This is a genomic window from Dysgonomonas termitidis, from assembly GCF_054657735.1.
Genome location: NZ_BAAHYD010000002.1, coordinates 2,600,628 through 2,614,317 on the forward strand (window position 1 = coordinate 2,600,628; position 13,690 = coordinate 2,614,317).

Genomic DNA, 13,690 nt, shown 5'->3' on the forward strand with positions numbered 1-13,690 from the left:
TGAGAGTTATTAACAGTTTATTTTATTTACCTCAAATATTTCGCTGTATTTTGTCTCGTAAAAAAAGCTATTGTTTTGAAATATATTGTATATTGTATTACCAATTTTGATCACTAATTGCCCATATATTAAACTCTACTTAATTAGAAGATAAATGACCGGATAAATTATATTTCTTAAACCAAAATTTAATAAAAAAATATGAGAACAAAACACCAATTACTTCTATATTCTTTCTTGTTCTTTTTGACATTTAATTATATGTTTGTTGATAGCATTTTTTCTCAAGGTATTGATAGGGGTGATCCTACTTTCCCGGAAGAACCGATACCACATGCAGATTATTGGCAAGAAGGATATGACTATGGATTCAAATTAGGCAAATATTATGCAACTTCAGGGCAAAAAGAAACTATTATTGCCTATGTGGGCACAGATGCTAAAGGTAAAATGCAGTTTACAACTATAAAGAGAATCATGCCGCTGAAAGATTACTATGACGCTATGGGTAATGCGTTTTATCAAGCAAAAATAAAGAATAGTGGAGATTTCAATATGATAAGGTATTATGATGGAGCCATAAATGGTTTGTATGATGGTTTCCATCTTAATATAGGAGGTTCTGGAGGTTCTGGAGGCAGCCCTAAGCCACCTAAGGATACGGGAGACATGACAGAAAATCCTCATGAGCCTTAAATTCTTGCTATAACTCAATTATCCGGTCATTTAAATTTACATATCTATTTATAACTTCGGGGTAGTCCCTTGCTCTAATTTCTTATTAAAAGCGAATGTTGTTGGAAATTAATAATTTACCTTTTTTTTATTGAGGTGAGCGGAAGGTTTTGAATGGTTCTGATTGTTTAGGTCAATCCAAATGTCAACCAGGATGTCAACCGAAAGATACTTTTCTAAAATTGAGTTTCTCCTCTTCTTTATATTTTTCTATGCAAGATATCAGTTTGTTTATGTTTTAAGGTATAACTGAATTTTAAATTGAAAGCGTGAAATACTTCAGTGATTTTTGCATTAAAAAAACTGCTTGAATATTCAATATTAATTAAATTATGTTATTTTTATATTTTAGTTTGTAAGGTCTCAAGATGGCATTTATCCATAGGAAAAGAAAGAAGCGTATCTCTTTATATAAAGTGCCTGAAATTGCAATTAAAAGACTAATAGTAAATGTTTTAACTGTGAAGCCTGCCCAGATTATCTTCTTGCTGTCCCTGTGGATGGTGTTATCCGGTTTTAGTCAATTGGACAGTTCTCTCAATCATATATACCCAGGCGATGTGTTAATTAAACTGCAGCTAAATATAATAGTGCTATGAGAAAATATATAATACATGTAATTATACTGTTCTTCTGTTCATTATCTGTATTTCCCCAATACGATAAAGTTGATATACAAATGCCCACAGCCACATCATTAATGCGGTATACTGATTACCCCGTAAGTTATAAAACCGGAATTCCTGATATTAAAATTCCACTACACACATTAAAGGCCGGGGATAAGATAATTCCTATCGAATTGAGTTTTCATATAGACAATTTTATGCGCTCGAATCAAATCCCTGAATCTACAGGAGCAGGATGGACTTTGAATACAAATATACAAATCAGCAGGAGTATAAACGGGAAAGACGATTTTAAAGCAGGAGGATATTGCAACGTCCCTGCATATCCCGGCCCTTTCGATTATAACGATCAGGGGAGCAACAAGGATGTCATAAGAGACAATTTTTATAAATCAAAGTTATTTGTGGAAGGAGGAATGGGTGGTATTGACGGCGAATCGGATAAGTATTATTACAATATACTCGGCAAGAGCGGAACCTTTTATCTGCAAAGAGTAAAAGATAAGCCAAATGAAATTAAATGTATTTCGGTTCCTTTAGATGGTGTGAAAATAATATTAGTAAAACCTTGGGTATTTACAATCATAGATACCGATGGAACTAAATATTTATTTGAAGGCGGGGGACGAGACTACAGAACACCTACAAATTATTATGATGAAAGTGTTATAGCATGGAAATGTAAAAAAATAGTTAGCCCTAATGGAGACGAGATCGAATTTATATACAATACGGTTTATAAGCCTAACGGGGGAAGTATTGTAGAGTTTGCTTCTCGTCTGGAATTATATGATGATCAACGAAATTATGCCGGGCCTTATGATGACCGGTATAGTCAATGTAATGGTGGAAATTATTTGTTGGTAAAAGAAACTCCTTTCTGGAAAATAATCGGGCCTAAGATGAAGCGTTATGCCGGTTTTGGGAACGATCTGAAAACTATGAATGCCGGTGGTGCTTTTGAAGATTCTTTTTCCGACTATCCGGTGGGAGGCTCCCCGTCCGCTACTTATTGGTATATGAGTTCGGATTACCTTGATGAGATCAGGTTCAGAGGAGGAAAAGTGTTGTTTACATATGAGGATAACTCAATAATGACTTCTATAAAAATTGTAGATAATCAAGGAAAAGTAACAAAAGCAATTATATTAGAACAAGAAGGAGGGGGAAATAATCAGGTATATAGTGACCAATTTTATAATAGGATATTAAAGACGCTGAAAATTAATGGTGAAACTTACTCTTTTCATTATGGTTATCAAAGGAAAGGATATGTGGAAGCTGATTTCTGGGGATATAACGGATACTACCCGGGGAGTGGATATGGAGGTGCGGGCTCTATAGCCAACTTAGAACAAGATATAGATGTACAATGGGGGCAGAATCCTTGGGGGGTAAAATCCTTTTGGGGGTGTGAACCGGTTAGCGACCCTTATGTCTGGTATCATCTTTTAGGAAAAACATCTAGTGATATCTTTTATGTCAGGCCGGACTTTACATTGCTGAAAATTAAGTACCCGACAGGAGGCAGCACCGAGTTTATTGTAGGCCAGAATTTATTCCGGAGTAAGTTTGATAGCCAGATCAAAGGTGCGGGAGGTTATAGAATACAACGGATAAAATTTTATGACGGAATAAATACCAATCCGATTAAAGAAAAAATATATAAATATGGGCCAGATGAAGATGGAACAGGTATAATAAGAGATGAACCATCATTTTCTTATTATCCTAAAACCGATTATACAGAACAGCTTATAAAATACTATTTGTCAGATAATAATCCATCATCCCTCTTTCAAACAGAACGTAAGCGTGTTTTTTTAGGAACAAGTACCAGAGCTATGACTTTTGGTAATGGTTCGCCTGTTAATTATAATGAGGTTTCTGAATATGAATCTGATATGGGGAAAGAAACTGGTAAAACAGTATATAAATACGATTTAAAGAATTATATACCTGCTTATGCTTCACCAACTGATCCTTATCCGTTCGAACAAGAAGAATGGGATATGGGAATGCTGGATTCAGTTATTATTTATAAATATAACAGTAGTTTAAATAAATATGAATGGCAAAGAAGAAAGAAGTATGTGTATGGCGCATATTATCAGCCTGTTCAGATATTCAGGGAGAAAGTATGGATGCATGAAGTTCCTGAGGTAATAGTCGGATTAACCAGACATTATTTGGATGTTCTGACCGATCTTGCAACCATTTACCATAAATATGATGGCCTGAAAACAGGAGTGATGCAACTTATTAAAGAAGTGGAGTATATTAAAGAAAAAGAAAATATACTGATCGAAGAAACAGAATACTACTACGATAATCCTAATAAATATACGACTGGCAGAAAAGTTAAAAAGCTAAGTGATGGAACGGTGTTGACTGAGCAGACTACTTATCCGGAAGACTACTTATCCGGAAATTTTATTGCTGATTTACTTGGTAAGAACATGATATCTTTTCCAATTGAAAAGATATCGTACCGTAATGGAAACATCATTTCAGGAGAATTTTTAAATTACGATATGTCAGGCCGGATATCTGCAGTCGATCATTTGGAAGATAATATTGCTGTTACCGATTTTAAGTTATCAAATAAAGGAACTAACGGTAAATATACCCCGGATACTCCTAATACCATCATAAGTAAAGATAATCACTATAAGCAAAAATTTGCTCTGGCTTATGATAGCTATGGCAATATAAAAAATATAATGCCACAGGCTACATTTCCAGTCGTCTATCTTTGGTCATACTCGGGCCAATATCCTATAGCAGAAATTAAGAACACTACACTAACCGAAGTTACTGCGGTTCTGAATTCTATTTTTGGAGTAAACAGTGTCGATGCATTATCCGCATTAACCACGCCAAACGAAGGAAAGTTGAAGGATGGCAGCCTACAGCGGGCATTACCCAATGCTCATGTTACCACCTACACTTACCAGCCTCTTGTCGGCCTATTGACGGTAACAGCCCCATCCGGTACTACTGTTTATTATGAGTACGATACCTTCGGCCGCCTGAAACGAACCAAAGATGTAGATGGAAAAACCATTCAGGAATACGATTATCATTATCAAAACCAATAAAGGTGTAGCTGCGAAAAAAAATATTGATCCATATCATATGCCTGCTAAATTTAGCTAAAATGATTGTTGTACGGACAACAAGTACCGGTAGATTTTTGTTAATGTTATAACAAATAAAGCGGATTCATTCAACAGCCTATGTTTGCTGTGCTTAGGGAAATTTTAGAATGATACAAACTTACATTTATTAAAAAGATGTATCTTTGTCGGAGTTTTGTATTATTGCACAAAGAAATAATCAATATATGTTGACATCTCTTTTAGAAAAATTGGGACGATATACGCTTCTCATGCAAAAGGTTTTTACCAGGCCTCAGAAATGGAATGTATTTTTTCGTCAGTTCTTTACCGAAATGAGCAAGCTTGGAGTAAATTCCATCTGGATAGTTATCATTATCTCATTCTTTATCGGAGCCGTAATCGTAGTACAGATTAAGTTGAATATAGATTCTCCTTTTATGCCGCGATATACAGTGGGATATGTATCCCGTGAAATCCTGATCCTGGAATTCTCGTCCACTATCATGTGTCTTATATTAGCCGGGAAAGTAGGATCTAATATAGCCTCGGAAATAGGAACTATGCAGGTGACCGAACAGATAGACGCCCTCGAAATCATGGGTGTGAATTCGGCAAATTATATAATCCTGCCTAAAATTACAGCTTTGATGGCTTTCATTCCGGTGCTGGTGGTGTTGAGTATGGTGTTTGGTGTTATTGGTGGTTTTTCTGTTTGTATAATAGGGCAGATAATGCCTGCCGATACATTTCAATATGGTCTGCAATCATTCTTTAAAGAGTTTTATGTCTGGTATGCAATTATAAAAACGATAGTGTTTGCTTTCATCATAGCCTCCGTAGCTTCTTTTTACGGTTATTCGGCCAGAGGGGGTTCGCTGGATGTGGGTAAAGCCAGTACGGATTCTGTTGTGATGAGTAGTATCCTTGTGCTCGTGTCAGACTTGTTAATCACTCAATTGATGATGTCATGATAGAAGTAAAAAATTTAGATAAGTCGTTCGACGGCAGGGAAGTGCTGAAAGATATAAATATCGTATTCGAAGCAGGAAAAACCAATCTTATAATAGGCCGGAGCGGTTCGGGAAAAACTGTACTTCTCAAGAACTTAGTAGGTTTGATGCGACCTACCAGCGGGCAGATTCTGTACGATGGACGAGACCTTACAAAAATGAAAACGGCTGAGGTAAAAGCATTGCGTCAGGAGATGGGCATGATATTTCAGGGATCTGCATTATTTGATTCCATGACAGTATCTGAAAATGTCAACTTTCCGCTGATGATGTTTTCCGACATGTCGAGAGCCGAACAGGCAAAGCGTACACAATTCTGCCTCGAAAGGGTAAATCTTGCCGATTCAGGCCATTTATATCCCTCCGAAATAAGTGGAGGCATGATGAAGCGTTCGGCTATTGCCCGGGCTATTGCACTCAACCCGAAGTATCTGTTCTGTGATGAACCTAATTCAGGACTTGACCCTCAGACTTCATTGGTTATAGACGACCTGATACACGATATCACGAAAGAGTATAATATGACAACGATTATCAATACCCATGATATGAATTCGGTGATGGGGATCGGTGAGCGTATCAATTATATCAAAGAAGGAAATCTGGAATGGCAGGGTACGAGCGCCGACGTGATGTCTTCGACAAACGAAGATTTCAATGATTTCGTCTTTGCCTCCGACTTATTCAAAAAAGTGAAAGCTGCAGAAAACGAAGGAATAAAACTAACATAATAATTAGCAGATTCGGAAATTAGTAAATTTGAAAATGATGTTATTTACTAATTGATAGATATGCTAATTCGCTGGATTATAAACTATGAAAATAATATCATACAACGTTAACGGTATACGTGCTGCCGTAAATAAAGGGTTATACGAATGGATGGAAAAAGAATCGCCGGATATTCTTTGTCTGCAGGAGATAAAGGCGATGGAAGAACAGATAGATGTGCTGACCATTCAATCGTTGGGATATCATTATTATTTTCATTCTGCAGAGAAAAAAGGATATAGCGGAGTCGGCATCCTGACAAAAAAGAAACCCGATTTTGTGAAATCAGGTATGGATATGCCTGTATATGATAGAGAGGGTAGGGTACTTCGTGCCGATTATGGAGATATGACGGTGATCTGTGTCTATATCCCTTCCGGAACAATGGGCGATATACGTCAGGATATAAAAATGAAATTTCTGGCCGATTTCACCCATTTCATAAATGAACTACGGAAAGAAAGGCCTCAGATACTTATCTGCGGTGATTATAATATTTGTCACAAGCCAATAGATATCAGCCATCCTGAGCGTCATACCAAAGACTCAGGCTTCTTGCCTGAAGAGCGTCAGTGGTTTGACGAATATATTGCCACAGGATTGATAGATACTTTCCGTGTATATGACGAAAGTCCCGATAAATACAGTTGGTGGAGCTACCGGGCCGGAGCCAGAAGTAAGAATCTGGGCTGGCGTATCGACTACCATATCATATCGGAAGAAGCCAGACCCCGCCTTAATGGAGCGGCAATATTGAGCGATATAGATTTTTCGGATCATTGCCCGATAGTCGTGGAAATGGATTTTTGAAATAAATAGTCTGAATTATGTCTTTGGAGATATAGATTTAATAAATAACTAATAGCTTGTCATAAACAAGCTATTTTGCTTTTTATTTATTAATTTTGTGTCCGGAAGTCGTTACGACTTGAACATATATTATTTCTTAGTGTTAAAATGGTTAGTAAACACTGGGATTATTATTTAAACAACATAAAATTTATAATGGCAAACTTATTAAACATAAAAGACTTGCACGCCAATGTTGAAGGCAAGGAAATACTGAAAGGATTGAACCTTGAGGTTAACGAGGGCGAAATTCATGCAATTATGGGGCCTAACGGAGCAGGTAAAAGCACACTTGCTTCTGTACTTGTAGGTAATCCCAACTTTGAAGTAACAGAGGGAGAAATAGATTACAGAGGACACGATTTGTTGGATATGGACCCGGAAGACAGGGCGCGTGAAGGCCTTTTCCTTAGCTTCCAGTATCCTGTGGAAATACCGGGTGTAAGTATGACTAATTTCATGCGTGCTTCCCTTAACGAAATTCGTAAGCACCGGGAACAAGAACCGATATCGGCTTCTGACTTCCTGAAAATGATAAGAGAAAAAAGAGAACTTGTAGAACTGGATAAGGATCTTGCCGGACGTTCGGTAAACGAAGGTTTTTCGGGTGGAGAGAAAAAACGTAACGAGATATTTCAGATGGCCATGCTTGAGCCAAAGCTTGCAATACTGGACGAAACCGATTCCGGGCTTGATATCGATGCCCTTCGTATCGTTGCAGCCGGCGTTAACAAGCTGAGACGTAAAGATAACGCTACAGTGGTGATTACTCACTACCAACGCTTGCTGGACTATATTAAACCGGACTTTGTACACGTTCTTTACAAAGGGCGCATTGTAAAAAGTGCGGGGGCGGAGCTGGCTTTGGAACTGGAGGAAAAAGGTTACGATTGGATTATTAAAGAATTTCAGGAATAATGATAGAAAATCAATATATAGATATATTTAACCAGTACAGGGATAAAATCGATGCTAAATCTGCGCCGGAGCTGAACAGCCAACGCGATAAAGCATTCGAAGCCTTTCAGAAACAAGGTTTCCCCACAAAGAAACTGGAGGATTACCTTTATTTGGATGTGGCGGCGGAGTTTATGCCTGATTTTGGTCTCAACTTGAACCGTGTTCCGTTTCAGGGAAATCCATACGTGGCATTCAGGTGCGAGATTCCTAATATGACAACGAATCTGTATTTTGTACTGAACGATTTGTTTCATCAGGAACACAGTCCACACGTAGAATACCCTAAAGGTGTATTTGTAGGTAGCCTGAAAGAATTTGCAGAGCAGAAACCCGAAGTTTGCAGTAAATATTACGGACAAATAGCAGATGTGAATAACAATGGTATCATTGCATTTAATACTATGTTTGCCCAGGATGGCTTTGTAATATACGTGCCTAAAGGAGTGATCGTTGAAGAGCCGATACAATTAATCAACATTCTGAAAAGCGAGTTTAATTATCTGGTAAATCGCCGCATACTGATTATTGCGGAGGACGATGCTCAGGTGAAACTGCTTATTTGTGACCATACCGTGGACGAATCCCACTTTCTGGCTACTCAGGTAACTGAAATATATGCCGGACGGAATGCTATTGTAGACTGTTATGACCTGGAAGAAAATTCGGATAAGGTGACTCGGTTGACAAATACATTTGTATTACAAGAGGAATCTTCGAACGTACTGGTGAATAACATGACTTTGAATACAGGTGTAAGCCGTAATAACTATAATGTAAAACTGAACGGTGAACACGCCGAAGCATATGTATGCGGAATGGTTATCGCCGACAGGCAGCAATATGTAGATAACTTTGCATTCCTGGATCATGCTAAGCCACATTGCACCAGTACGCAGTTGTTTAAATATGTATTGCAGGATGAAGCTAAAGGTTCTTTTTGCGGTCGTATTCTGGTAGAGAAAGATGCTCAGAAAACAATGGCATACCAGTCTAATAACAATCTTTGCATCTCGCCGAATGCAAAAATGTATGCTAAACCACAGCTCGAAATATATGCCGACGATGTAAAATGTTCTCACGGACTTACTACCGGACAACTGGATGAGGAAGCGCTGTTCTATCTCCGTTCGCGTGGTATAGGATATGACGCCGCCAAACTGATGTTGATGCAGGCCTTTACGGCAGGAGTTTTGGAGCATGTGCGTATTCCGCGCCTGAGAGAAAGATTGCAGGATCTCGTTGAAAAACGTTTCCGTGGAGAAAATGCGCGCTGTGGAAATTGCCTGGTGTGCAAATAAGATTAGTAGTTATAAATTATAAGTTATGAGTTATAAGTCGCAGGTGCTTATTCTGTTGACTGCTAACTGCTAACTGCTAACTGAAAAAAATGAACATTGAAAAAATAAGAGCCGACTTTCCTATTCTTTCCACTGCTGTTTATGGTAAACCACTTATCTATTTCGATAATGGTGCTACCACTCAAAAACCCAAATGCGTAGTAGAAGAAATAGAAAAAGTATATTACACCACGAATGCAAATGTGCATCGTGGTGTACATCATTTAAGCCAACAGGCCACTGATTTGGCAGAAGAATCCCGTGCTGTGGTGCAGCAATTCATTAATGCAGAGCATAGTAGGGAAATTATCTTTACCAAAGGTACCACCGAATCAATCAATCTGGTGGCGCATAGTTTTTGCCAGCAGTTTTGTAAGGAGGGTGATGAAATCATTATTTCCGCAATGGAGCACCATGCCAATATTGTTTCGTGGCAATTACAGGAGGAGATAAGAGGCATACGGCTAAAGGTTATTCCGATCAACGAAAAAGGTGAGTTGAGGATGGATGAGTTTAAAAAGCTTATATCTCCCAAAACACGCTTGGTATCGGTTATGCATATTTCGAATGTATTGGGTACGGTGAATCCGATAGAAGATATTATTGAGATTGCGCATAGCCACGATATTCCGGTGCTAATAGATGCGGCACAGTCTGTGCAACACATGGAGGTGGATGTGCAAAAACTCGATTGTGATTTTCTGGTTTTCTCGGCACACAAAGTGTACGGGCCGAATGGAGTAGGGGTGCTTTACGGAAAAGAGAAGTGGCTGAACCTCATGCCCCCTTATCAGGGAGGTGGGGAAATGATAAGTCAGGTTTCATTTAAGAAGACGACATTCAATGAATTACCATTCAAATTTGAAGCAGGTACACCCAATTATCCGGATGTAATAGCCTTCGCAAAAGCTATAAACTATATAAAAAATATAGGACTGGACTCAATAAAAGAATACGAAGATCAGTTATTAAACTATTGTACCGATGAATTGAAGAAAATAGAAAATATCCGTATTTTCGGCACTTCTGACAATAAGAGCAGCGTTATTTCGTTTCTTATAGGAAATATTCATCATTACGATATGGGAATGCTTTTGGATAAAATGGGAATAGCTGTTCGTACAGGCCACCATTGTGCCCAGCCGCTTATGGAAGAGCTTGGTATAGAAGGTACTGTAAGGGTTTCGATTGCATTTTATAATACAAAGGAGGAGATAGATAAGCTTATTGAAGGCATAAAAAGGATAGTAACTATGTTTGGCTGATCATAGCTTTGAATCTCAAAAAAACATAATTGTAAAAGTTTATTTTCAAATTATAAAAGCTTTGTGTAAATTTGCAAACTAATTTTTGAGTAGAATGAAGATTAAAATTCTGTGTACACTGTTATTGGCCTTATTACTAGCTTCGTGCGGAGAGTATAATAAAATACTGAAAAGCCGCGATGCCGAGCTGAAATACACATATGCCAAGAAATATTTCGATGAAAAAAAATATGGTAGGACTACTACCTTGCTGGACGAAATTCTTTCTACATACACAGGCTCCTCCAAAGAGCAGGAGATTTTATTTTTGATGGCGCAAGCCTATTTCTACGATAAAGATTATACTACTGCTACTCAATATTATACAAGATACTATAACAAATTTCCTAAAGGGGACTATACCGAGCTGGCGAGGTTTAACGCTGCATACGGTCTGTATTTAGATTCACCTGATGCCCGTTTGGATCAGACAAGTACAATAAAGGGAATCCAGGAATTCCAGAGTTTCCTCGAGTATTTTCCTCAAAGTGAGAAGGCTCCCGAAGCGCAGGATTTAATGTTCAAACTGCAGGAAAAATTATCATACAAAGAGTTTTTGGCTGCCCGTCTTTATTTCAACTTAGGGTTGTATATGGGAAATAATTATGAATCCTGTATCGTTACAGCCCGTGAAGCATTAAAGAATTATCCGTTTTCGGAATTCTCTGAAGAATTTCAGATATTAATCGTGAGATCGAGATACGAACTGGCATATTATAGTATTGAAGAAAAGAAACCTACCCGCTATCGTGAACTGATGGACGAACATTTCAATTACAAGAATATGTTTCCCAGCGGAAAATACCTGAAAGAAAGCGAAAGATACTACCGCCAGGCTTTAAAAGCTCTCGGACAGGAAGTAGATCAGGTTACAAATGAGGCAGTACAACAGGAGTTAAGCAAATAAGCAAGATATTCTACTAATATAAATTTAAGGATTAAAATGGATTACAGAAAATCAAATGCAGCCAGTAATACAGTTACCAGAGACATGATGACTTTGTCGGAAGATACAGGTAATGTATATGAAACTGTGAGAATCATATCAAAACGTGCTAATCAGATCTCTGTTGAAATGAAACAGGATTTGGATAAAAAGCTGCAGGAATTTGCTTCATATAACGATAATTTGGAAGAAGTTTTCGAAAACAGGGAACAAATCGAGATTTCCCGTTATTATGAGAAGCTACCTAAGGCATCGCTGATCGCTGCCCAGGAATATACAGAAGGTAAACTTTACTACAGAAATCCAAATAAGGATAAAGACAACTTCTAAAAAATACGAATGATACAACGTATACAGACAGTATTTCTACTTTTGGTAGTGGTATTGATGGGGGCTACGGCTTTTTGCCCATTGGTTGAAATCGTAAACGGGACCCCTCAGTTGTCCACTGCTTTCCACTCTTACGGGATAGGAGTTGATTTTCCTACATGGGGAGTTCTGATTTTCGCTATTGCAAGCGGATTATTGGCATTCGTCAATATCTTTCTTTATAAGAAAAGAAAGTTGCAGATAAATATAGGCTATTTGACAGCTATCATGATAGTTGTATATTATATCACAGCTCTGGTATATATGAATGCTTTTTTAGCAAAAATAGATAGTGCTTATACTATGAATCTCCAGTTTGGCATTATACTTCCGGTTGTAGCGCTTATTTTTGATCTGTTGGCTATTTCGCGGATAAAGAAAGACGAAAAGCTGGTGAAATCATTGGATCGTATACGGTAATAAATAAGAAATAATTAAAAAAGGAGAAGATTTCAATCTTCTCCTTTTTTGTGTTATATGATTATTTTTTCTTTGCACCTATCCATGTCAGTTTCTTCCATACATATTCAAGTGGCCCATGTTTGTGGTTTTTCATCCACCAGTAGCAGAAGAAATATTGCAGTATAAATAATACTATTCCCAGCAGGAACGAATAAGTAATGCCCAGTTTATTATGCATTCCCAATCCCCAGTTATAGAAAATAAAGGAGCCTATTATAGATTGCATAATGTAATTAGTCAATGTCATTTTCCCGTAAGGGCGTAATTTATCCAGCAGGTTATGTCCTTTAGTAGTATGGTAATAGATAAGGATCACCAAAGAAACAAGGAAGGCCATAAAGCCCATATTGGCAAGCGATCTGATAATTAATCTTAATGGTGTCAGTATCGCGTCGTTTTCTATAAATCCGGAGAGCATACCTGCCAATCCATTCAGTGGGAAGAAGCAAATAATACCTATAACCAAAGCTTTCATCCAGAAACGGCTGTTCTTCTCATTATACAACAGTAAGCCTGCTTTTCCGATTACTATACCAAACATGAACAATGCCGGGGTCTGAAAGAAGCGTGCGTTCTCCCATGCCCATGTAAGACTGGCCAGTTGTCCGTCCCAAAGATTCATTTTCGCAGTCTCCAAAAATGTACCGTTAGTCTGTACTTCATAGGCTATTTTAAAATATTTGTCGGCCAGAGGCGCGTCCGAAACATAATCCGGATTGGCCAGCGCATATATGAGTTTGCCCCATTCCATCGGTTGTAACATGAGTACTGTAGCAATAATAACGACAGTCTTAATTTTTAGCCGGGCGACAAAGATGAGTGATATGCCCACGATGGAGTAGAGAACGAGTATTTCACCTGTAAAGAACATGGCATTTATATTTCCCCAGATAAACAACAGGAATAGCCGCCATAGGAAACGCAGCCTGAAATCATTACCGCGTTGCAACTGGTTGTTGTCCTGTATAAAGAAGCTGAATCCAAATAAGAGGGCAAAAATGCCATAGGCTTTCCCTCCAAAAATAAAGAAAAGGGAATCCCAGATGGATTTGTCTGTAAACTGTAACCAGGGACTGTCAATCTCCGGAAATGAATAAAAATTAAAATGTTCAATACTGTGAAGGAGAAAAATTCCCATAATGGAGAAGCCTCTCAGGGCATCCGCGACATCTATTCGCTGTTGTGTTTTAATCATG

General features: G+C 38.0%; 12 protein-coding genes. 11 read left to right on the forward strand and 1 reads right to left on the reverse strand.

Features of this window, described 5'->3' with window-relative positions; genetic code table 11:
- Positions 1–201: 201 nt before the first annotated feature.
- The 11 genes from ACYQ3L_RS14970 to ACYQ3L_RS15020 all read left to right on the forward strand — a co-directional run bounded on the left by ACYQ3L_RS14970 (position 202) and on the right by ACYQ3L_RS15020 (position 12,452).
- On the forward strand, positions 202–696 hold the full coding sequence (locus ACYQ3L_RS14970; protein WP_380001008.1) for a hypothetical protein: 495 nt from the start codon (positions 202–204) through the stop codon (positions 694–696).
- A 634-nt stretch (positions 697–1,330) separates the two neighbouring features.
- Positions 1,331–4,465: a hypothetical protein gene (locus ACYQ3L_RS14975; RefSeq protein WP_380001006.1), complete on the forward strand. Its 3,135-nt coding sequence runs from the start codon at positions 1,331–1,333 to the stop codon at positions 4,463–4,465.
- A gap of 248 nt (positions 4,466–4,713) precedes the next feature.
- Positions 4,714–5,457 (forward strand): MlaE family ABC transporter permease, encoded by a 744-nt coding sequence (locus ACYQ3L_RS14980; RefSeq protein WP_380001027.1) that lies wholly within the window; start codon positions 4,714–4,716, stop codon positions 5,455–5,457.
- Positions 5,454–6,227: an ABC transporter ATP-binding protein gene (locus ACYQ3L_RS14985; RefSeq protein WP_380001004.1), complete on the forward strand. Its 774-nt coding sequence runs from the start codon at positions 5,454–5,456 to the stop codon at positions 6,225–6,227. Before ACYQ3L_RS14980 ends, ACYQ3L_RS14985 begins: the two co-directional genes overlap by 4 nt.
- 85 nt (positions 6,228–6,312) lie before the next feature.
- On the forward strand, positions 6,313–7,077 hold the full coding sequence (locus tag ACYQ3L_RS14990; RefSeq protein ID WP_380001002.1) for an exodeoxyribonuclease III: 765 nt from the start codon (positions 6,313–6,315) through the stop codon (positions 7,075–7,077).
- A gap of 195 nt (positions 7,078–7,272) precedes the next feature.
- Positions 7,273–8,034, forward strand: coding sequence for a Fe-S cluster assembly ATPase SufC (gene sufC, locus ACYQ3L_RS14995; RefSeq protein WP_296938290.1), 762 nt, complete (start codon positions 7,273–7,275; stop codon positions 8,032–8,034).
- The gene (gene sufD / locus ACYQ3L_RS15000; protein ID WP_380000999.1) at positions 8,034–9,374 is read left to right on the forward strand and encodes a Fe-S cluster assembly protein SufD; all 1,341 of its coding nucleotides are present in this window, start codon (positions 8,034–8,036) and stop codon (positions 9,372–9,374) included. Before sufC ends, sufD begins: the two co-directional genes overlap by 1 nt.
- An 89-nt stretch (positions 9,375–9,463) precedes the next feature.
- Positions 9,464–10,678: an aminotransferase class V-fold PLP-dependent enzyme gene (locus tag ACYQ3L_RS15005; RefSeq protein ID WP_380000997.1), complete on the forward strand. Its 1,215-nt coding sequence runs from the start codon at positions 9,464–9,466 to the stop codon at positions 10,676–10,678.
- A 94-nt stretch (positions 10,679–10,772) separates the two neighbouring features.
- The gene (locus ACYQ3L_RS15010; protein ID WP_380000995.1) at positions 10,773–11,624 is read left to right on the forward strand and encodes an outer membrane protein assembly factor BamD; all 852 of its coding nucleotides are present in this window, start codon (positions 10,773–10,775) and stop codon (positions 11,622–11,624) included.
- 36 nt (positions 11,625–11,660) lie between these two features.
- Positions 11,661–11,993 carry a DNA-directed RNA polymerase subunit omega gene (locus ACYQ3L_RS15015; protein ID WP_380000993.1) on the forward strand — a complete coding sequence of 111 codons (333 nt, stop codon included), beginning with the start codon at positions 11,661–11,663 and terminating at the stop codon, positions 11,991–11,993.
- Positions 11,994–12,002: 9 nt separating this feature from the next.
- The gene (locus ACYQ3L_RS15020) at positions 12,003–12,452 is read left to right on the forward strand and encodes a DUF4293 domain-containing protein (RefSeq protein WP_291111267.1); all 450 of its coding nucleotides are present in this window, start codon (positions 12,003–12,005) and stop codon (positions 12,450–12,452) included.
- Positions 12,453–12,513: 61 nt separating this feature from the next.
- Here ACYQ3L_RS15020 and ACYQ3L_RS15025 read toward each other — a convergent pair whose 3' ends face one another.
- Complete coding sequence (locus tag ACYQ3L_RS15025; protein ID WP_380000991.1) at positions 12,514–13,689, reverse strand: DUF418 domain-containing protein; 1,176 nt, start codon at positions 13,687–13,689, stop codon at positions 12,514–12,516.
- Between the last annotated feature and the right edge of the window lies 1 nt (position 13,690).